The 22,636-nt window shown below is 38.4% G+C and carries 20 protein-coding genes; 4 read left to right on the forward strand and 16 right to left on the reverse strand.

The window, feature by feature from the left end; translation table 11 throughout:
* Positions 1-47: 47 nt before the first annotated feature.
* From B3139_RS05915 to B3139_RS05950, 8 genes are all read right to left on the reverse strand, one after another.
* Complete coding sequence (locus tag B3139_RS05915) at positions 48-1,931, reverse strand: hypothetical protein (RefSeq protein ID WP_293880763.1); 1,884 nt, start codon at positions 1,929-1,931, stop codon at positions 48-50.
* Positions 1,877-2,737 carry a carboxypeptidase-like regulatory domain-containing protein gene (locus B3139_RS05920; protein ID WP_293880765.1) on the reverse strand — a complete coding sequence of 287 codons (861 nt, stop codon included), beginning with the start codon at positions 2,735-2,737 and terminating at the stop codon, positions 1,877-1,879. The genes B3139_RS05915 and B3139_RS05920 overlap by 55 nt, the downstream gene beginning before the upstream one ends.
* Positions 2,718-3,494: a GLPGLI family protein gene (locus B3139_RS05925; protein ID WP_293880767.1), complete on the reverse strand. Its 777-nt coding sequence runs from the start codon at positions 3,492-3,494 to the stop codon at positions 2,718-2,720. The genes B3139_RS05920 and B3139_RS05925 overlap by 20 nt, the downstream gene beginning before the upstream one ends.
* Before the next feature lie 800 nt (positions 3,495-4,294).
* Positions 4,295-5,188, reverse strand: coding sequence for a cation diffusion facilitator family transporter (locus tag B3139_RS05930; RefSeq protein ID WP_293880769.1), 894 nt, complete (start codon positions 5,186-5,188; stop codon positions 4,295-4,297).
* A gap of 1,108 nt (positions 5,189-6,296) precedes the next feature.
* On the reverse strand, positions 6,297-6,869 hold the full coding sequence (locus B3139_RS05935; RefSeq protein WP_293880771.1) for a glutathione peroxidase: 573 nt from the start codon (positions 6,867-6,869) through the stop codon (positions 6,297-6,299).
* Positions 6,870-7,567: 698 nt separating this feature from the next.
* A complete protein-coding gene (locus B3139_RS05940) occupies positions 7,568-9,034 on the reverse strand; it encodes a sigma 54-interacting transcriptional regulator (RefSeq protein WP_293880773.1) in 1,467 nt (488 codons plus the stop codon).
* 6 nt (positions 9,035-9,040) lie between these two features.
* The gene (locus B3139_RS05945; RefSeq protein WP_293880775.1) at positions 9,041-10,162 is read right to left on the reverse strand and encodes a vWA domain-containing protein; all 1,122 of its coding nucleotides are present in this window, start codon (positions 10,160-10,162) and stop codon (positions 9,041-9,043) included.
* Between the two features lie 192 nt (positions 10,163-10,354).
* A complete protein-coding gene (locus B3139_RS05950) occupies positions 10,355-10,723 on the reverse strand; it encodes a hypothetical protein (protein WP_293880777.1) in 369 nt (122 codons plus the stop codon).
* Positions 10,724-11,085: 362 nt separating this feature from the next.
* Between B3139_RS05950 and B3139_RS05955 the strand changes: the two genes are divergently transcribed.
* From B3139_RS05955 to B3139_RS05970, 4 genes are all read left to right on the forward strand, one after another.
* Positions 11,086-11,502, forward strand: a complete 417-nt coding sequence (locus tag B3139_RS05955) for a hypothetical protein (RefSeq protein ID WP_293880779.1) — start codon at positions 11,086-11,088, stop codon at positions 11,500-11,502.
* Between the two features lie 333 nt (positions 11,503-11,835).
* A complete protein-coding gene (locus B3139_RS05960) occupies positions 11,836-12,660 on the forward strand; it encodes a helix-turn-helix domain-containing protein (RefSeq protein WP_293880781.1) in 825 nt (274 codons plus the stop codon).
* A gap of 74 nt (positions 12,661-12,734) precedes the next feature.
* A complete protein-coding gene (locus B3139_RS05965; protein ID WP_293880783.1) occupies positions 12,735-14,039 on the forward strand; it encodes a serine hydrolase domain-containing protein in 1,305 nt (434 codons plus the stop codon).
* 324 nt (positions 14,040-14,363) lie between these two features.
* On the forward strand, positions 14,364-15,422 hold the full coding sequence (locus tag B3139_RS05970) for an alpha/beta hydrolase (RefSeq protein WP_293880785.1): 1,059 nt from the start codon (positions 14,364-14,366) through the stop codon (positions 15,420-15,422).
* A gap of 41 nt (positions 15,423-15,463) precedes the next feature.
* On the opposite strand, the gene B3139_RS05975 is transcribed toward B3139_RS05970, so the two are convergent.
* The 8 genes from B3139_RS05975 to B3139_RS06010 all read right to left on the reverse strand — a co-directional run bounded on the left by B3139_RS05975 (position 15,464) and on the right by B3139_RS06010 (position 22,635).
* The gene (locus B3139_RS05975) at positions 15,464-15,964 is read right to left on the reverse strand and encodes a 4'-phosphopantetheinyl transferase family protein (protein ID WP_293880787.1); all 501 of its coding nucleotides are present in this window, start codon (positions 15,962-15,964) and stop codon (positions 15,464-15,466) included.
* Entirely contained in the window at positions 15,961-16,215 is a 255-nt protein-coding gene (locus B3139_RS05980; protein WP_293880789.1) for an acyl carrier protein, read from the reverse strand. Before B3139_RS05980 ends, B3139_RS05975 begins: the two co-directional genes overlap by 4 nt.
* On the reverse strand, positions 16,208-17,491 hold the full coding sequence (locus tag B3139_RS05985) for a beta-ketoacyl-[acyl-carrier-protein] synthase family protein (protein WP_293880791.1): 1,284 nt from the start codon (positions 17,489-17,491) through the stop codon (positions 16,208-16,210). The genes B3139_RS05980 and B3139_RS05985 overlap by 8 nt, the downstream gene beginning before the upstream one ends.
* On the reverse strand, positions 17,488-17,925 hold the full coding sequence (locus B3139_RS05990; RefSeq protein ID WP_293880793.1) for a 3-hydroxyacyl-ACP dehydratase FabZ family protein: 438 nt from the start codon (positions 17,923-17,925) through the stop codon (positions 17,488-17,490). Before B3139_RS05990 ends, B3139_RS05985 begins: the two co-directional genes overlap by 4 nt.
* A gap of 18 nt (positions 17,926-17,943) precedes the next feature.
* The gene (locus B3139_RS05995) at positions 17,944-18,996 is read right to left on the reverse strand and encodes a type III polyketide synthase (protein ID WP_293880795.1); all 1,053 of its coding nucleotides are present in this window, start codon (positions 18,994-18,996) and stop codon (positions 17,944-17,946) included.
* Positions 18,993-19,706: a methyltransferase domain-containing protein gene (locus tag B3139_RS06000; RefSeq protein ID WP_293880797.1), complete on the reverse strand. Its 714-nt coding sequence runs from the start codon at positions 19,704-19,706 to the stop codon at positions 18,993-18,995. The genes B3139_RS05995 and B3139_RS06000 overlap by 4 nt, the downstream gene beginning before the upstream one ends.
* Positions 19,697-20,830, reverse strand: a complete 1,134-nt coding sequence (locus B3139_RS06005) for an NAD(P)/FAD-dependent oxidoreductase (RefSeq protein WP_293880799.1) — start codon at positions 20,828-20,830, stop codon at positions 19,697-19,699. Before B3139_RS06005 ends, B3139_RS06000 begins: the two co-directional genes overlap by 10 nt.
* A gap of 152 nt (positions 20,831-20,982) precedes the next feature.
* Positions 20,983-22,635 (reverse strand): carboxylesterase/lipase family protein, encoded by a 1,653-nt coding sequence (locus B3139_RS06010; RefSeq protein ID WP_293880801.1) that lies wholly within the window; start codon positions 22,633-22,635, stop codon positions 20,983-20,985.
* Between the last annotated feature and the right edge of the window lies 1 nt (position 22,636).

The raw sequence follows: 22,636 nt of genomic DNA on the forward strand, positions 1-22,636 counted from the left end.
ATCAAATGGCGCATTTCTCAATTCCTCTAAAATACCAAATGTAAATTTTAAAAGCTAAGGTCTAAGCCAAAACTGATGTATCCTGGCAATAGTCTGTATTCAGTGCTAGAATTGTACATATCAGTCAGCTCAACATTTCTAAAAAACTTCGTATTAAAAATGTTTTTTGCTATAATGTTAAATCTCGTTCTGTGCTTTTTCATCTCATACGATAAAGTGAAATCCGAAAAACAATAGATCTTGGATCTCTTCCCCATTAAACTTCCGAAGCGATAAGATTCATTTTTTAAATTGCACTGAATATTTTTCGACATGCTGAAAAATACATTCAGGAACCCCCGGCTATTATTTAGTATAAGTTTACCTTCTGTTCGATAGTTAACGTGCTGAAGGGTATACCCCATATAGATATTCAATTTAGAATTCCACGCGCTTCTAAACGATAGTCCATAATCATAACTTGCTGCACGGATTCGACGGCTGCCCACTCCTTCTACAAGGTTTGCATAATCTGTAGCATTCATTCCCAGATCTAACCGAAAATTTCCATGTACAGCTCTCAGATAATAATTAAAGTCGCCCTTAAAATAGCTGCTTTTTTTATCCTTAAGTAACACCTGTTGAACAAGGCTGAAATTCGGATCTAGTCTGCTTGATATACCCACATAATCAAACAAAATTTGATGTCCGGCAGAGAAATTGGCAAAAAAACGATCTGTCAGACTACCATAAGTATATGTTAGCGATGCACCTGAACTACTTAGAGCAGCAAGATTATCCATTCCCCGGATAAAATTACGTACACCTGTTGTATAGTAATTGGGAACTAGTTGAGTGCTTGTAGCATTCTGTTGCTGAAAATAAAAGTCTGCTTCCAATCGCCCTTTTTCATGAAGCCCCCATTTACCCGACAATCCAGGAGAAAGCACTACGTTATTTTTACTTTTTGATTTTCCAAAATCTATCAATATGTTTTGTACCATACCAACCTCCAAACGTGGCGTTAATTCCCATAGACCTCGTTTAAAAGTATATTTGGTATTAATGTTAGTCTGAAAAACGTTAAAATCCATTGCATTAGAAAATCCCGAAGGAGAGGATACTGAATCACCTAAACCTGTTGGATTAGACAGCAATTTCAATTCGGTGTTGAGCTGCTGTTGTTGATAATCCATATTGAAGGCTAGTTGAAAAAAATCGCCATTACTTCTACGGCTTACATAATGAGTGGTGGCACCTATGTACATTAAATTATTCGCAATGTGCTGTTGCACCGCATAGATGTCTTTAACTCCAAAGAGGTCTTCATAATAAAATTTATTAATATTATAATCTATTGGCGTCTGCTGCTTAATCCAGCGTAATGAGCTAACTAGTACGTCACGATTAGAAAATTTGTGACTATAACTTATATTTTGGTTGGTGACGTAACCATTGCTTTTGGTCCTTTCCTCACTTTGGACACCATTGAATACTAATGTACCGAGATCAATTTTACCAAGGGAACCGAGGGTACCTGTATAGGTCAATATTGCATCCTTGTGAGGCTCAAATTGGAGCTCCAGTTTTGTGAAATAATTATCGATTTTTCTCTTAAACTGGTGATCTTCGGTATTGGTAAATTGATTATCCTGTAGATGATAGTCTTGCACCGTATTTCGATAAAATATTTTTTTGGTAGGATTTGCAAAACCGAGCCATTTAATCTTTAGCTGCGCTGTAGGATTTAAAATGGTATTTAACGAGAGCAATTTATCATTATTGAAATTGGTCCGCTTGTGATCAAATCCAGGAATATTTGGAGTATTGTCTATCAAGGTGGGTGTTGTTATTCCCACACCGATCTGGCCTGGTTCATGAGGCGATCCAGATTGAATCAGGTGATTAATACTGCTGACGGCATCAAATCCATTGTTATTGGTAGTTCCCAATAAATAATACTTTTTTTTTTTCCGAAGTTCATCAAATTGGCACTAGCCTGATGATATTTGGGTCCAATCGGAACGATCTGAGCATCTAAAGACGCCATCCACTGTGCCTTACTATCCTCTTCCAATTCCAAATTTAGTGCGATCTTGTCCGAATTTTCAATACCTTTAAGTTGTTTATTATGAGAATATCGCTGCAAAATCTGAATTTTTTTTAGGGGCCTAACAGACATGCTCTGCGTTAGCAAACGGTAGCCTTTTTCAAAAAAATCGTCCCCCTCAACCATTACTTTTTGCACCTCCTTATCTCCTATTTTGATGCTGCCGTCGGTCCCGACCTGAATACCCGGAATCTTCTTAAGTAAATCCTCTACGGTACGTTCGTCCCCCTGCAGAAACGATTTGACTGCAAGCTCAATGGTATCTTTCCCTAGACGGTAAGGACGTTTGGAATGGACTATTACTTCTTGCAATCGCTCCACACCTCCAGCCGATAACTGAACATCGATCAACGTATCTGCCCGCAATGCCACGATAGGTAGCGAGACGGGCTTAAAGCTGAGTGCAGTGAACAGTAAAGAGAATGGTCCACTCCGCACAGTTTGCAAATTATATTTTCCCTGCCCGTCGCTGAACGTATATGCCAACATTTTGTTATCGCCATCACCCCGTAGTTCAATACGGACTCCTCCCACAGCTTTTCCTGCAGCCCAAATCCTTCCATGGATAGCGACCTGACCACGAGTTGCTATAGCGAATAATAGAATACTAAATAAGGTCGCTATCTGCTTATTGATGTTCCCATTCATAAACTTGTTCTACACCGCCTCTAACTTTTTGCTTCTCTACACTAACCCCCTCCATCATTGGCATTTTACTATATAGCATACGCATATGCTCTTCGTTAAATTGGTCTTCTTTCTTAACAAACTCTTCAAGACTCAATTTGCTCAAGGAATGTATATACTTATCATCAATTGGGATACGTCCACTATAAGGGTAGTTGACCTCCTTTAGATACCAGTAGTTTGGATTAGCGCTTTCATTATAGAGCATAACAATTATTCCTGGTAGACCGCCAAACTTCGATGGCCCTACAGGTACAGGAATGGCATTTGTATAATAAGCTACCAGGGTCGTTCCCCGATAAGATGCTGTCGCCTTGTGGCATACATATTTACCCAAAGTATCAACATCGCCATACGCTGTGTTCCATTCTAATAACGGAAATTTGTCAGTCACTAGATAATTGACCCCTTGAATGGAACGGGTTTCCAACTGTTGGTTGGCATTATTTTGATGCATTACGACCCTATTAAACTTCTTGCCGGAACCAATTGTGATAGAATATGAAGGCGCTACTTCATCGTCCACATCCTTATCAAGTACTTGAATCTGCTGTGGAGTCGAATCCCGAACAGCGATCTTCACCGTTCCATCATAATAAACATTTTCCTTAAAAGTAGCCATTGCAGATGGTATGTATTCGTAAACGGCGTGAATCCGCTGCGCAAACGATAACCTAGAAAGGAATAGAACTAAAAAAAATATATAATATTTATACATGATAATTTGTATTTTAAATAACGGGCCTAAGCACCGCTTTTATTTGTCGTAAAAGATTGAATAAAATGTTATTTGATTTCAAACAAATCGTGCATTACTAAAAAAGATCGCACAACCCCTAGTTGAAGAAAAGTTATTTACGAAGTCTAAAGTGACGATACCGTATTTGCTTCCGTGGTTTACTATGTAACATCAACCATATTTTTGGCGATATGATAACTAGATATTTTCAATTTTGAATTTCTTTCGACTGCTATTGCAAATGTCCTAGCCGATCTAGCAAATTTTAGCGTGACCAAACCCTGCTTACTCATCATTAATTTTTTCATTGTTTTTAACTTTATTTGTTAAACCATAATATGCTTTCTTGGCATAATATTGAATACGACTATAAAAATAGAGACACATTCAATGACTGAAATGATGATTAAATATCTGTCGCCAATCACTTAGAATTCGTAGCTGATCAGTTACTATTCGATCTAAGCAATATGACCTTCCAGATTGTAAGCGTAAAAGCTATTTAGGCGGATTCTTTTGTCATCTCAACAAGCAGGTGAAACGACTCTTATAAATGCAAAAAGAGAGTATGAGTTAATGGAGAAATCGCAAAAATATAAACTCGAAAAAAACAGAGGGATCGTTTAATTGGTCCAGGCAAAATTATGCAGTCCGTGCCTAGGAGCAATCAGGCGTATAAAGCTCGTTCTAGTGATTCTACTGCGCCAATATGCCTAGGCAAAGTAAAACCAGTTTGCAATATACTTTACATAAGATATAAAGGGTACATCCAATCCTATTTATTCGGGCTGTATAATTACATAATGTATAAATTTAAATTTGGTTTTTATGGTTGTACGAATCCGATTTATCGCCTCATTAATATCTTCAGTATCCAAGTGATCCTTAAAATCGATAATAAGCATCAATACAACGTCCTCGGGTGACTGGTAAGTAGATAAAATGTTTTTTGTTTTTATCACACAAACATCTTGTTCCACCAGTCTGGCAATTTCAGTTCTTGTTTCAGAAGCAATGCCTTCGCCCATGAGTAAACTTCTGCTTTCCCTAGCAAGGATAAAGGAAACGAAAACCAATAGTAAACCGACAATTATGGATGCCAATCCGTCTAATTCAGGAATCTGCAGTGCATGACTTAAGGCCATCAGAATCATGACGGTAATAAGCCCCGCCACAGCTGCCCCATCCTCAAAGAGGACAAGAAAACTTGAAGGGTCTTTACTTTTAATCATAGCTTTCCACCAGCCCATGCCATTCCGGGTCTTGTTAAATGCTTTCATCGCAATGATAAAGGAAGTCCCCTCAAAAATAAGCGATAGGATTAAAACAACGTAATTCCAAAAAGGATCCTTCATCATTTGCGGATTCCGTATATGAAGAACACCCTGATAAATAGACAACGCTCCCCCCAAACCGAATATCAGAATAGAAACGACAAAAGACCAAAAGTAAAGCTCCTTTCCATAGCCAAAGGGGTGCGACTGATCCGGTGCCTTTTTACTACGTTTTAGTCCATATAATATCAGTATCTGATTTGCAGTATCGACTGTTGAATGGATACCTTCCGAAATCATGGAAGAACTGTTTGTAAAAGATCCTGCTAGAAATTTGGTGAGTGCGATCAGAAGATTTGCAATAAGAGCACTATAAATCGACTTTTTGTTATTGTTCATTTTTCATATACTTGTTAAACAATCCTATCTCATGCTGTCTGACGATATGCTCCTTTTTGCCATAGTCATAATTGGTAAAGGATTTGAAATCCTTCCTCTTTATTATCTTATCCTCCGGATATGGAACAGCGATATACATCACCATGTAAAGCAATATAAGCTTGCGCCTTTACCAACATCTCCATATAACTTAGCGTGGCAACCCAATAAAAAAATTAAAGCTTGCAACAGTATTATTCCAATATATTTCATGGGCATATGGATTGTTTATGACCATTATTTAAATAGTAAGTCATTTCACTTTTTCGATTACTTTTCTAAAGACAACAAATTCTAAAATGGTACAGGCCAGGTAAATAAACGCGAACAAGAGAAGCGTTTTTAAAGGTTCAATTGCCATATTATAGTAGCAGACTTGCACCAATATATGAACAATTAATATTACGAAGCATATAGCTGGTATTCCTGAGAAAACCAAAAAGCATAATGTTTTACTATTCCTTACTTTTTCTATACGATTTAGAAAAAACAGTAAAGAACACGATACTATGGCGAAAAGGTAGACCACTGAAAAAACAAGATTGACAATAATGTCCATTATAACAATAATAGTATTCAGAAATCCAGTATCAACCGTATTTTTTTCTTCAATAACGAGTCGATATAAGATAAATAGCAGAATACTTATCAGCACATTGACCAACCAAAATTTTACTATGATTTTTCCCATTTTTAACACTTGCTATGACCACTAGCAAATATTGCTCTTTTAGTCGTCGATTATTCCTTCGTGTTCTCTTACAAAGATATTAAGTTATTTCTCGAGAGGGATGCACGAATATAAATTTTGTTCTTGCGAATAATGATTGCTTTGTTTTTTAAAAAACAAAATAGTAGCTAATACCACTAAAAAGGCAGTTCATCTTATATTAACCCCTGTTTAGAGCCATAGAACATGTTCCACGCAATAGAGTTCCATAAATCTAGGATTATAGCAGAAAATCGTAGAGATAATTAAAACTGCTATGTTATGAGCTACAATATATGGTATACATTTTAATTCACAGGATCTTTTGATTGAGTTCCCAAATTGAATGAGAGTCCCTTTTTAATCGAGTAGAGATATAATTTCCTTATCCTCTGGGTCAGTTTTTGGTGAAAAATGCTTTATGAGCTTGCCATTTTCATCAATTAAATACTTCTGAAAGTTCCATAAGACTGCTGAACTTTCTACACCGTTCAGCCTTTTATTCGTCAACCACTGATAGATAGGCGCCTGTCGCTTCCCTTTCACATCAATCTTTGCTGCCATCGGAAAAGTTACACCGTAATTTCGTTGACAAAATGCTGCTATTTCAGCGTCCTTACCTGGTTCTTGATCTAAAAAATCATTTGAAGGAAAGCCTATAATAACTAGCTTATCATTGAATTTATTATATAGACGTTCAAGCCCCTCGTACTGCGGAGTAAATCCACATTTGGAAGCGGTGTTCACAATAAGAATCTTTTTACCTTTATATTTCGCAAAGTTTATGGTTGAGCCGTCCAGTCCGTTGACTTTAAATTCATGGATAGTGGATGATTTCAATCCCATATCTACTTTAACGTTACCATTGGTGAATAAATAATAGGCTACACCGGCTCCGACTGCCGCCACGATAAATAAAACTATAAAGACCATTTTTCTCATTTTTTTCGGACATGCCAATCATTATGAACCATTTTGAGATCTGACTAGGCCAAGTTAAAGGTACTAAAGTTTAAAGAAGAAATCAACTCTATTTTATAGTAGTAAAACCATATTCGTCCAAATTCTGTTCATCCAGCGTTCTCTAATGCCTCACTGTATGTCTGACACAATACTAAGATTTCCATAATTAGTTTATAGAGATTCTAAAAACATAGTATTTCATGTTAATAACACGGTCGCTTTTGAACCCAATACAAGTGCATTAATTCGTAAACTGATAGGGAACGCGATATTTGTTAAAAGAGATCCTGATAAAAAAGGGTTAGGGTTTAGTTTTTACATACAAATTAAATATTCCCATTTTCACATAAAAAAGGATGATTTTCATATTCTTTCTGCATCTAATCTGAGTTACATTTGTCAAATAAGTAGAATTGATTCGATAGAGGTAACTGCTGAACTGGATAACGATCCATGTCTCAACATTTTAATTCATAATCGATTCAATAAAAATACTGTAAAGATCCTACAATACTACAATGAAAAACATGATGTGGAACGACATAGTCGTTCCACATTTTTTAATTAACCCAACTATTTTCGATTGATCAAATATACTCAACAGCTGACACTTCCTATGCCTGAATCTGTAGTCTATCTTGAGAAATTAAATAGCATTATGATAATACTTACAAATTGTTTCTTAGATATCCTTGAAAGTTATCCTGAAACTGCAGTCCCATTCCAATCCTATATTTACTTAGTTTATTGTTTAAAGTGAGCCCCCATAACACAAATTCGGTTAAAAAATGGATGTCTTCAGATTTCGTTTCTGGCTGATATTGCTGAATCAAAGCTTTAATAGGTACTACGTCATCCAGAACCTTAAAATACTCCAAATCACTGAGCTCTTCAGATAATTCAATACCCTCCGATTCTGCAAACCAACGCACAATATCATCATAAGGATAACGATCGCTCTCTCTTTCCAGCTTCTCAATTTTTGGGAATAAGACGGGAAAGATGCTTTTTATAGCATTTTCAATCAGTTGCAATGCCACAATATCGGCTCCTTCCTGCTCGCCCTCATAAACAAGCTCAACCTTGCCAGTTATTGCAGGTATAATACCCATAAAATCACCCAATCTCACTGCGGTTGCTTGCGACCCGTTTTTAAGCATGCGCAATTCGGCGGTACTCAATAGGTTTTGAAAAGCTGTTATGCTCATACGAGCGCTCACACCACTTTTTTCATCAACATATTCACTATTTCGGGCTTCAAAGCTTATCTGCTCAATTAATTCCCGTGCCAACTCAGGAACATATATCTGATCCTTCTGAGCCGCTTCTAGATTGGCCTCCTGCGCAGTAATTGCCTTTGCTATCTCAACTGATGCCGGATAATGTGTCAATATCTGTGATCCTATACGATCTTTTAGAGGTGTCACTATACTTCCTCTATTGGTATAATCTTCCGGGTTCGCAGTAAATATAAACTGCACATCTAAGGGTAAGCGCAGCTTAAAACCACGAATCTGAATATCTCCCTCTTGTAAGATATTGAAAAGTGCCACCTGAATTCTCGCCTGAAGATCAGGCAGTTCATTAATGACAAATATGGAGCGATTTGCTCTTGGAATCATGCCAAAGTGAATCACACGATCGTCTGCATAGCTCAATTTTAAATTTGCTGCTTTGATCGGATCCACATCACCGATCAAGTCGGCTACAGTTACATCAGGAGTGGCAAGTTTTTCAGCAAAACGATCATTTCTATGAAGCCAGCCGATCGGCGTTTCATCGCCTTTCTCCTTTAATAGCTCTAGGGCATAACGTGATATCGGATTGTACGGATCATCATTAATCTCTGACCCCTGTACCACCGGAACATATTCGTCCAGCAGATTGACCATAAGTCTAGCTAGACGTGTTTTTGCCTGACCACGGAGACCTAGAAAATTAATATTGTGCTTGGAAAGAATAGCTCTTTCAAGTTCTGGAATAACTGTATCTTCATAACCATGCACGCCGGTGAACACTGTTTCACCTTTCCTTATTTTTGTAATCAGATTCTGACGCAATTCTTCTTTTATTGTTTTAGGTTTATAACCCGAAGTTTTTAATGCACCAAATGTTGTAATCTTCGTGTAATCCATATATTCTTATCGTATTCTTTTTTTACGGTTTTCTTCATAATCCTCAAAAATCATTTCACCTAGATTTCCAAGTCCTGTATAATAAGCTTTCCCTTGATTTGAAGCTGTAAATTCGTCGACGAATTGCTGCAGATAAGGATCTGAGGCAATCATAAAAGTGGTAATAGGTATTCCCAGCTTTCGAGCTTGCGCCGCCATACTATAGCATTTACTGGTGATAAACGGATCGAGCCCCATAGGATTTTTATAATAAGTACCGTCCGGCATATTTAAACAGCTCGGTTTTCCATCGGTTATCATAAATATCTGCTTATTCGCATGGCGTTTCCGCCGTAGCAAATCCATCGCTAATTTTAATCCAGCGACCGTGTTGGTATGAAATGGTCCAACCTGCAGGTAAGGAAGGTCTTTTATCGCAATAGGCCAGGCGTCGTTACCGAACACGATGACGTCAAGTGAGTCTTTCGGATAACGTGTTAGGATCAGCTCCGATAAAGCCATTGCGACTTTCTTCGCAGGTGTAATCCGATCCTCTCCATATAAAATCATGCTGTGGCTGATATCAATCATCAACACCGTGCTCATCTGTGACTTAAACTGGCTATCCTCAACAACCAGATCATTTTCCGCTAGAGCAAACTCACCTACACCGTGATTGATCTGTGCGTTTTTTAAGCTCTCGGTCAGAACTATTTTATCCAGGCCATCTCCATACTGATAGTTCCTGAAATCGCCCATATTTTCGTCACTGCGTCCTTGGTGATTGGTTTTATGATTGCCCGACCTTCCTTTTCGCATTTTTCCAAAAATTTGGTCCAAGGCATGCTGCCTCAGCGCCTTTTCCAGCTTTGATGTAATATCCAGCCCACCCTCACCGGTAGATTCTAGCCTTTCTTTGATATATCCTTTATCCTTCAAATCAGCAATGAAGTCGTCTATAGTATAATCTGGCGTCGTGAGTTTAAACTCTTTATCCAATTGCCTTAACCAATCAATGGCTTCATCGAAATCACCTGAAGTATGGGTAATCAGTTCTTTGAAAATATCAAATAATTTATCAAAAGGCGTTAGAAACGGCTCGTCATATTGTTTGAATAGAAAACCTTTATTTCGTTTCGTGCTTTTCATACATTCCTTTCTAGTAATAAGAAGCAATTCAAATCATTATTGTTTGCTCCATAGGATGAATTTACGAAATAATATTCCTTCTGTAAGCGATATTCCTTTTTACATAAAAAAACTGGCTGTAGTGTGACGAATAGGCTAGATCTGCGTTTGCATATTCCGCTCGGGACTAATTTTCAAATGCTACTTCAGCAATTAAGTGCCATTACGGACATAGGCATATGCAAGAGAACTCCCCGCGTTAGCAATAAAAGCATGCTGAAATGCCCCAACATCCGGATTGCCAGAAGGCAACGTACTGCCAGCGAAATCTTGTCCACCATTATTATTGATAAAAACACCTGCATTGACGACATGACAACCTGCACCAACGTCATACCCTTTTGCAGCGTCAAGCCCGTTTCTGCCTATAGGATTAACAAATACAGGATCCTCATAGAAATTATTGCTACGAACTGTCGTTCCCCAATTTAACGCCGTAAATGTGCTCGACGGAAATAAACAATTATTGTTAAACTTCAGTCCATTATCTGCTTGGGTCAACATAATAAGTATTACCGACACTGTTTAAATCAGCTTTCGCTTTTGCTTTCAACGATCCCGCAGATTCCAGTTGAATTGGTTTCTGACAACTCATTAATCCAACTGGTTCCGATTGAAATCATCATGATAAATTTTCTCATAATTTTGTTTGTAATTTTAATAATTGTTACAATTTGTAATACACGCATTCTTGTCCCAAGAAATACGAACTTTATAATTTGATTAATCACATTAAGTTATAAACAAATTGCAGGTCATACGGGGTAAAATCAAAAATAATTTCATTGAAGACACTATTTGTGATCACCCATCGAATCTTTTTAAGGATATCTGCATCTAAATCAAAGAAAATTGAATATTTTTAGAACACAATTACAGGCCTTATGGACGACAAAAAATTAATGGAAATAGATCAGTATATCGGTACACTCTCAGACAGTGAGCAACAAATAATTGGTCAATTCCGAAAAACAATAGCAGAAAATGACAGCGCTGTTTCCGAGAGCTTCGAAAAATTCATGTCAAATCCCAATGCAATCAGCTTCAACGAACAAGGGGTATTTAAATATGGGCTAACGCTTGCAAAGAATTATATTTCATTCCATTCCTTGGTGATGTATACTAACCCACAATTAATGGCAGAACTAAAATCAAAGTTGCCCAAAGCAAAGTTCCAAAAAGGCTGCATTAATTTCAAAACATTGGATGAATTTCCGATATCAGTATTAACAGAGCATATTCAGAATTCTTCCAAAATAGATTTTCGCCCCATGATTAATCGTTATCTGAAAAAGAAATGACCATGCCTGATCGTTCACTAGACTTTTTTTATAGTAACCAGAGTCAACTACTTACATTGGTTGCGTCCGAGCGGGAAGCGCTCGATACAAAACTATATATCAAAAAGTTCCGTCGCGAAAGCTCTTTTTTACTATTAGACGCCAACGGGCGCTACCTTTACTTTCTGAACCAATTGCCTTTTTCATATAGCCGCATTTCACTTTTCATAGTGCATCCTACCTTGGGGTCAATCCTGAAACGCTAAGCAGGATACCAAGTAAAAAGTCAAACCAAATTCATCTATGCCAAGTCAATAACATTTAGATTTTATCACTTTTGATATTATTATAAAAATGACAATAAAAATCTATAAACCTGATCATGTGCTTCTCAAAAGACATATCGAATGCTTTTATATACTTGAAAAAACTGCAGAGGAAAAATCTACAGTATATTTTACATTTCCTAGTATTTACACGATTGTTACCATAAGTCAGCAAACCCAAACTGCGATAAATGGAAATAAATTGGTGACCAAACACTGTCCATCTAACCCGATAGAAACTAACCTCGTATGTAACTTTAATGACCCCGTTCTCATCTGTTATGAAGGAAAAATAAACGAAATCACCACCTACTTTAAACCCCTTGGGATAAATGCTTTCATACCAGAGGATCTAAGATATTATAGCCATGGAACGTTTCCCGATTTTAATCCCTATACGGATTATAAAGATGCGATGAGCTCCATTCTTTCGATAGATGACCATTGCGAAAGAATAAAGGCCTTAGAAGCTTATTGGCTCTCGAAATTAGTTTTTTTTGAAAATGCATTGCTAGAAAACGTGATTTCCGAAATGTTAAATAAAGCGAACCTAAATCAATCCATGGCCGAATTCTCATTAAAAACAGGACGTTCAAGAATGACAATAAACAAGCATTTTGATCAGCATATCTGTAAAACACCCTCCCAATTTAAAAAAATAATTAGATTCCGCACAGCTATTCAAAGTCAATTGGAAGACGGGAAAAAAATTGGTCTGTCATATAATCTGGATTACTTCGACCAATCCCATATGATTAGAGATTTTAAAAAATTGACAGGCTTTACGCCAAAAGTTTTCTTTTCCAAGATATCGAATCTTGAACGAGGCCAGATAAAATGGATTTTTATTTAGCAGCTTTACAAAAATACAATCATGCCAGTTCATTAAATAGTAACATTGCTTCATAATTACTTATACAATACTTTATGAAGCTATTAATTCTACTCATCTTGTGCCCAGTTCTTCTATATGGACAAGAAAATACACCAACGAAACTTGCAAAATATATGCGAGCACAGGTCGAAATAAATAACTTTAGTGGAACCGTGCTCGTTAGGAAAAACAACACTATTTTGCTAAAAAAAGCCTATGGTCTCGCAGATTATGAATGGAACGTTAGAAATACAATAGATACGAAATTCCAATTAGCATCGGTCACAAAACAATTTACAGCAACTGCTATTCTCCAATTGATAGACAGCGGACGATTATCCCTAAATGATAAACTCAGTAAATTTCTTCCGGATTATCCAAAAGCTGATAGCGTCAGCATTCACATGCTGTTATCACATACTTCAGGACTAGCCATGGGTTTCAAGGAAATCGCATTGAGCAGTATGAGCAGCGATTCTGCTTATACTGCAATTAAGAAAATTCCTTTCGAATTTTCACCGGGTACGAAAAGCTCCTACAGCAATATTGGTTATTATTTATTAGCTAAAATTATTGAAAAGGTTTCAGGTGAGCGTTATGAAGCTTTCTTAGAGAAGAATATCTTTGATAAAGTGGGGATGAAGAATACGGGGATTAGTAACAATGAATCCATCGTCGCAAAAAAAGCAAAAGTATATTGTCAGAGCCAACAGAGGCTGATTCATAATCCTTATATCAACTGGAACATCAACTTGGGCCACGACGGTGTTTATTCAACTGTCGAGGATTTAGCCCTCTGGGACAAAGCCTTGTACGGAACAACTGTATTATCTGCCGCAATGAAGAAAAAAATGTTCACCCCCTATAGTTCCGAAAATTGGGGCTATGGGTTTATTATCAATCCGTTTTATAATCACGGACATGATCTAATTGCGCATGATGGCGGATTTTTTGGAACAATGACTTCCTTTAATCGATTTACACAGGACAAACTATTTGTCACAGTGCTTTCCAATAATGGCTCCTTGTCTCATATCATAGGTTATGGACTTTCGGCAATTGCTTTCGACAAACAGGTAGAGCTCCCATACAAGCATCATCGCGTCAAAATAGACACGGCAATATACGACAAGTATATCGGTCAATATGGTAAAATCAAGTTATTGAAAATCGACGGCAAACTTTTCTACAATGACAAAGACATAGAACTCATTCCAGAGTCTAAAACAAAATTCTTCAGAGGGGACGACAACGATAGAACTATCGAATTTATTCGGGATAAAACAGGTAACTATAATACCTTTATTTTAACAAAAGGTGGTGTTAAAGAGATTTTTACAAGGTCTCAAAAAAAATAAATCTTTTTATCAAGCATTTAAAACTGAAAGAAAAAATCTAAATTACATCTAGATCAATTCGGCGCTCTAATTTATCTTATAACCTAAATTAGAGCGTTTTGCCACTGGTGGAGTAGTATATGGATAAGCTAAAAAAAGTATTTTATGGAGGTCTTTTATATTATGCATCGTCTTGAAAAATTTCGCCTTCCATATACATTCTAACTTTTCGCTATCCAAAATAATCACTATCTTACAAGAGATGAATTTGTGAATATATATCCAATTTGGTAGCCATTGGATCCTAGTTAAAATAAATTTCAGGTACAGAAGGAAATACATCATATGAATACAAGATATTTTTTCTACGTCATTATCATCATCGGCTTGTTCACCTCGTGTGGCCTCATCCATAATCTTCCTGATTCGGCTTCTCCCAATACCGGAGCAGATCCTAATTTATGGTATTCATTTGTGGATCAAAATGGTAATTTTTATCCCGACAACTGGAAGAAAAACTATGGCATCCCTTCGAATAAAGCCGCTAGGGATCCATATTCCCTGATGAAAATTGCCACCGACAGAGGTGACCGCGAACAATTACTTGCTTTTGAACGAGGTAATATGCTTCGTCTTTCGAAACGTATTGCACCTAAAAAACGAGTTTTTATTTTAGTTCATGGCTTCAATGCGGATGAAGAATCTGTTGTAAAACAATATAAATATATTGCAGATCATATCGTCACCAATCCCAAAAACGATGAAATCATTCGATTTTATTGGGATGGTTTGCGATCGACCTCCCCTTTTCGATCAGCAAAAAATTGGTTTTCCGCGGCTTCTTTTAGCCAGATGGCCGGTGAATTCGGTTTAAGACGCATACTTAACAACATGGCGGATAAAGATGTTTATATTATCTCGCACAGTCGGGGGGCCTCCGTGGTCATGAGCGCAATTTCAAATCCAGAATACAATACTTCATTTTCTGCGCAAGCGAAAGATATTCACAATATTGATATCGAGCGGGCAAAGCCATTGCTGGAAAACAAAAACAGGATTACCTGCATCATGCTTGCGCCAGCAATAGGCCTTTCCGAATTTCAATATACTGACACAACAACTAACACAAAAAAATTTGTGGATCTGAGCACCCAAGTAAAGAAAATACATATCACGATTAATGGCACTGATAAAATGCTAAAGAAATTTTTTGGATTTCTATCCAACAAGCTTACCCCAACGGATCTGGGGTATAAAGAGGATAGCTTTAACGCGCTTAAGAAAAACTATACGATCTTTTCGATGACGGATTTTACAGGAATGTCAAGCCACGATTTTAGTCGTTACATACGAGATCCCAGGTTCAAGCAAATGCTGCGGGAAGAATCGATTCAAGTACAATAAGTTATTAGCGAATTTTCGCAGATTGGCTTTTATATACTGGTTTATAGTACCCCAACTATTTTCTCAAAACGACCGTGATTACTTATGGAAACTGGCAACAGTTCCCTTCGTCCCTCCGTAGCAATGCCAGGTAAACCAAGTGGATCTTTAACAACTTGACATCTTTCGAGTTCCACCACATGATCCAAATGATCGAATACCTTAACTGCTATAGTATGTATAAAATCAGGATTAACAATGGTATTGGTGTAATAATGACTTCCTTCAAAGACAACCTCTCCCACAGCGCTATCGCAAGACTTTTTAACGATCGAACAAATTAATTTATTGGGTGCATATTTTCTGTTTCTCGTCTCTCTGTTCCATATTTTGTAAGCAGCTTCTTTCATGCTCCACAAAAGCCACACAACAATCTCCGGATCGTGACTATTGGCTATTAACAGTTGCTCATTTTCATTAAATATCTTAGTAACAAACCCCCGACGTCTCCAATTGCTGTCTTTTCTGGACTGAACTAGATCGACAATATCATTACCAATCATTTTTCATTAAGCTTGGTTTCGATAATATCGATTGCCGCCCTTACATTAAGCATACGTTCCATATCAGCATTCTCAATAACTATGTCGAATTGCTCTTCGATATCCAGTACAATATCAACCAGATTAGCGGAATTGATTTGTAAATCGTGAATAAAATCAGTTTCTTCGGAAAGCTTTCCAAATGCTTCTTCGTTTGTCGTGTAAGGTGCAATAATAGGTTTTAAAGCATTGATCAGTTCTTCTCTATTCATATGGCAAGTTATCAAATTTTTTAAATATTAAGCAAGCATTCACATCCCCAAATCCAAAACTTGCCTTGGCAATAATTTGAGGTGCAACACTCATTGTATGCAAAGGGACGTTTGATTGATCTATCAGTGCAGCAATTTCAGGATGTAGGTCAACACAATTACTGTTTCCAAATATAAAACCGTGATATAGCTGCAATATTGTAGCTACGCTTTCTATACTGCCAGCTGCACTAAGACAATGTCCAGTCATACCTTTTAATGAGTTTATAAAAGGAAAATCCTTCCCCCTACGTCCAAGAGCCTCAGTCCAGTTTTCTATTTCAAAAGCATCTTTGGTAGTTGCTGTTAAATGGCCATTTATAGCATCGATTTCTAAAGCGGAAACACCTGAATTCTTCAAGGCTTCTATAATACACCGACGAACAGCATCAGCATTCGGAGCGGTCATACTACCTGTCCCCCGCTGCCCTCCGGAATTTACCTCACCACCCAACAACTCACCATATATCGTCGTCTTTCGGGCTAAGGCACTTTCCAAATCTTCCAATAGCAAAGCTCCTGCTCCGCTGCCGGGAACAAACCCTCCGGCTGTCGCACTCATCGGACGAGACCCCTCATGCGGACGGTCATTATAGTGCGAACTACACACACGCAACGCATCAAAACCACCCCAAATATAAGGGCCGCTATCTCCAGTGCTTCCTGCTAGCATCCGCTTTGCCTTGCCGGATCGAATACGGTCATAGGCCATTAAAATTGCTTCGGTCCCAGTTGCACAAGCAGATGAATTTGTTGTTACTTGGTTTCCAAGTCCCAATTTACCGCCCAAATATGCGCTGACACCACTGCTCATCGTCTGGGCCACAACTGTACTACCTAATCTGCGGGTCTGCAAATCGTCAATTTTATAGATGCTCTCACGAAACTTATCAATACCAGAGCTCCCGGATCCAAAAATGGTTCCACTGTCCCAATCTGGAGCAGATTCAGTCGCTATCGGTAACCCCGCATTTGCCCAAGCTTCCATACCTGCAATGACTCCATATAATATCCCCGTACTGTTAAAACCTCTAAGCTCGAGTTCAGTGAAATAGCGCCTTTTAAAATCATCCGTTATTTCAGGAGTTCCTGCTATCTGGCAGGAAAACTGTAATTTCTCGAGTTGTACATCATGTCGAATACCCGAGACCCCATCTTTTATCGCTTGCGTAAAAGATGGTAGGCCTACCCCATTCGGTGCTACAACCCCCATTCCTGTAATGACGACTCTCTTCATAGCTCCTCCGTAATCATACCTGCCAATAGTCCTTTACAAACCTCCTGGCCGCTTTCATTTTTCATAACGACCTCACATTTTAGTTTACCAAACCTGAAATATATCTTTTTTGAAGACACGGTAACTCTCTCCTTCGGATATACAGGCTTTAAAAATTCTATATCCGTTGAGGTCAACGCTATAGCAGCATTAGCCGTAAACTCTTTATCCAGCAAAAAAATTCCCAGACAGGCTAAACCTATCTGTGCCATCGTTTCGATCAAAATAACTCCCGGAGTAACAGGTTTGCCATAAAAATGGCCTCTATAAAAATCCAGGTTTTCATTAAAAGTATAGGCACCTGTAATACCTTCCTCATCAACATGAATTAATTCATCAACAAACAAAAAAGGTTCTCTGTAGGGCAACTTTGCCACTATATTATTCAAATCCATTGATGAGATCTAATTAGGTCACCATTTTAACAATACGCGCTGAGCTGAAAATCCAGGGCCAAAACTTAGCATTAAACCAAATTCTCCAGTCTTTGGTTGATGCTTCATGATGCGTTCAAGAACATACAGCACGGTAGCACTCGACATATTGCCATATTGCGCAAGCACTGCCTTAGTGTCTTTGATATCTTTACCAAACTCAGCAAAAATCTGCTCAATCGTCGCCACAATCTTCTTACCTCCGGGATGAAAAATCATGTGATTGATATCTTTGATTTCCAAACCATTCTTTTTCAAAAATGGATGTAGCACATCTGCAAAATGTGACGCGATCACATTCGGCACATCAACATCCAATATCATCTGCATACCACTGTTGGTCAGCTTAAAACCCATGATATCTTCTGTATGATAAAAATGATACATCTGCTGGTCAAGAATTTCTGGTCCGCAATCCTCTTCATGCGATGAAAGCAGACTACAGGCAGCACCATCTCCAAATATAGCCGCACTGACCATATTTGACATGGAGAAATCCTCCAGCTGAAAAGTAGCTGTTGGGGCCTCTACGGCAATTACCGCAGCACGTTTACCCGGATTCGCCTGTAAGAAATTCTTAGCGTAGATAACCCCTGAAACCCCAGCAACACATCCCATTTCTGTAACCGGCAGCCTGACAATATCCTGCCGGAGCTTCATCTTGTTAATTAAATATCCGTCTAATGATGGTATCATAATTCCCGTACAACTCACCGTTATAATATAGTCTAATGACTGCGGGTCCCAAGCTGCTTTCTTAAGTGCTTTACGCAGCACTTTCTCCCCTAATTCGATTGCTTCACGGCAATAAATATTATTCTTTTCTTCAAAGGATGTCACTTTAAAAACTTCGATGGGATCCATGATAGCATAACGCCTCTCCACAGCAGAGCCTTCAAAAAGTTTTTTTATCTTTTTTACAAAACGGAGCTCCTGTCCTTTAAGCCAAATATCCAATAACTGAAGAACCTCATCGGTAGTACAGGAATATTTAGGCAGTTGCTTGGCAACAGTAATTATCTTGACACTCATATATTGGAAATTATCCACTGGTAACGAAAAGCCCATTTCCATTGGATGGTATAACTTTTTAATTGCAATGTTTCTGAGAATTGCTCTAACTCATATTTTTTAAATCCGCGTAGTATGGAGATAAGTCCATCCACTTTTGTCATTTTATTTAACCTAAAAAAGGTACCTACAGCTTGAAAAAGACGATAGGCTACTTTGCTCCTATGCAGGTCGTTGACGACGATTCCCAAATTTGAAATCTTGATGAGTCTGTCTATCAATTCAATAATTCTTTCATTGTCAAAATGATGAATGGTCAGCGTACACAGCACAATATCATAACTGTTATTTTCAAAATCTGTGTCGAATATATCTGCACACAAATAGGATATATTACTGTAATCTTTTGACAGCGACCGCGCATAATTTACCGTATATTGATTTGCATCTACACCCAATAGATTCAGATTGATATTATTTTTATAACCATAATCACTCAGCATGCGAAGCATGTCTCCATTCCCGCATCCGATATCAATAATTGAAATTGGCTTGCTCTTCTCTACACCAGAAAGAAGTTTCTTGACTCCATCCAAGGTGATGCTATTTCCACCCAAAAACTGGTTGATCTTTGAAATACGATCCAATGTGACACGAAGTTCCTCACCTGCAAGCAAGAAATCATCCATGATCTCAGTCTCCCCTGTTCTATGTTTCGTGTTTATAGACATTTTATTGTGTTTGCATTTCCATGAGTTTGTTTGATAACCCAAATCAAAATTTTTGGAAAAAGGACCCCGATCTTCATCAGTATTGCCGCGCCAAATTCATAACGTAATATACTAGACAGCATCCGCCCGAACCATAATCGCCTTCCAAAAGCTTGTTTCCAGCGAGTGACATACATTACTTCCAATTGTTGACGGGATTCAATTTTACGGCTACAGTAATCCAAAATAAGTTCCGAAGCTAACTTTGCGCCGTGTATCGCCATAGCCATTCCATTTCCACAGAATGGATGAATAAGACCAGCCGTATCACCGACCATGAGGATGTGGTTTTCCACCGCATATTTTTTATCAAAAGAAAATTGACTGATCGTAATCGGTTTATCAAAAAGCATCGTGCTCTTTTCAAAAAAACACTTTAGATACCTATTTTTAGATATGACGTACTTTTGATACGCTTCGATGTTCTTATATTTCTTAAAAGTTTTTACATCGGCCAAATAACAGACATTTATCTTGTTATCTTCAACTTTGGAAATGCCACAGTAGCCACCTTCAAAGTTGTGTAAGGCGATGAGGTTGTCGGGAAAATCTCCCGAATAATGAGCCTTTACAGCCATCCAAATGGAGGGTCTCTTCATGAAATCCCGTGACAACAATTGATCGATATTACTTCGTTTGCCATAAGCCCCCAATACAATCTTTGCGCTTAACTTCTGCCCCTGAAACGAAACAGCAAATATATCATCGCTAAAGGAAATTCCGGTGACCGTAGCAATCACGATTGAACAGCCATTATCTTTTGCCTTTTTATAGAGCAACTCATCCAAGGAATAGCGACTTACACCAATGCCACCCAATGGTAATCTGATCTTATCGGATTGCCCATGTTGTGTCGTATATTGTAATTCTTCAAGATGTGTGGCGCGCAAAGTATTCACATCAACCTTAAGCCAGTCCAAATAGGGTAAAATCTCATTGGAGAGGTATTCCCCGCAAACTCTATGATGTGGGTACTCATGTTTTTCGATTAATGTTACCTTCAGTCCCTGTTTGGACAAATGCAATGCACTTGTGAGCCCAGCTAAACCACCACCTATTATAATTACATCAGGATTTATTTCCATATAGCAAACTTGCTCCGCGTTAGTAATCTTCAAAATATTGTTAGGAAACACCGCACAGGCCATGATCGATGGGGCTGCTTTCTACCAGTCATTTTGATAACAGATCTTACCAAGAAATAGTTTTACCCTCCTCATAAAATTAAAAAGACACATTACAGATTTTCTCGATCCTTCTGTGCTTGATCCATAAATAGCTTATCAAGAAAAAGATATCTGTCCCGAAACTCCTCAGGAGATGCTTTCGCATCGACATTTAAATTAAGAATGTTCATGCGCTTATCTTTGCCTAGTGTTTTCGGCCATAGAGAAAGCTCCTTCCCATTTGGATCACCTGTCTTAATGAAATTGAAAAAATAATTCTGCCCCAGTCTCGATACCCTATAATCATCATCTGTCCAGGCAAAAACATCGTTACTTTTAAGATTGCCTAATAAATATTCGATATCACTGGCATGGAAAGCGCCAGGTAGTGGTTCTGGCATTTTCTCTTTAGGCTGTTTTTCAGATTTTTTACTAATTCCCCCCGCAAGCCCAGTCTGTACATCGCTATATGCTGGTTGCATCGCCGGCCGTGGTTTACTAAATATATAGACAAATACGGGCTGACCACTATTTTTCCGTTGCAGATCGAGCCATTTCCATGTACTATAGACTATAAAATTATCACTGGCCAATGCTGTAGACGATCGAATTACTTCCATCTCGGTTTTTCCGGGATATAGTTTCAGAACTTCGTCGGCTTTAGCTCCATATTGCGTTCTGACCAACTTTTCATAATTCTCTGGAGAGGGGTAAGATTTACCCATATACGCTGTATATGGCGCTTCTGTCGAAGTCCAGCCTGCGAGTAGAGGCACTTTAGACTGTTCGCCAGCTTCAAAAATCGCGAGCGGAGATTTCGGCAAGAAATACCCATCAACGATCAACCGGGTAGCGAATGCCCCAGGCTCACTGGCTTTATCAAGAAGTTCAGATGCAGGTATCTCACGCAGTTTATCAAGCTCTTTGGCATTTACACGATCTGCAAATGTAATCCCCTGCTGTTCTTGCTCAGAAAGAGATATAGTGCCGTATCTCAAGTTAAAGACACTTCCACTTTGACCAATAGCACGCTTAAACAATCCTTTGGATAACGGACTGGCCATCTGTGCGGAGACGGACATACTACCCGCCGACTCCCCTCCAATGGTGACCGCATCAGGATCTCCACCAAATGCAGCAATATTTTTTTTTACCCACAACAAGGCAGCATGCTGGTCCAAAAGTCCATAGTTTCCTGATGCATGTTGAGGAGATTCTTTGGTTAATGCTGGATGTGCAAAGAAGCCAAAAATACCAAGACGATAATTCACTGTAACAACGATAAGTCCTTCTTTTGCAAAACTTTCCCCATCGTAACGATTTTCCGATCCATCACCGGCATTGAAACCTCCACCATAAAAATAAACCAATACAGGAAGTTTGCCCTCGTCGGCTGCCTTTGGACGCCACACATTCAGATAGAGACAATCTTCACTCATTCCGGGCGAACGAAATCTCATATCTCCATAGATGGGCTTTTGCATAGGGGAGCTGCCAAAATGATCTGCTTTACGAATACCATTCCAAGGCACCACTGCTTGCGGTTCTTTCCATCTTAGATCACCAACAGGTGGCTTCGTAAATGGAATCCCTCGAAAAGACTGCACCCCGCTTGACAAGGTAATCCCTTCCAGTATGCCGGCTTCAACCTTTACCTGAGGTGCTTGAGCAAAAACACATGATACAATAAAAAAAACGACAGTAGTAAAAAAGATCTTTTTCATA

The sequence above is a fragment of the Sphingobacterium sp. UBA1498 genome (genome assembly GCF_002325125.1).
GTDB lineage: Bacteria > Bacteroidota > Bacteroidia > Sphingobacteriales > Sphingobacteriaceae > Sphingobacterium.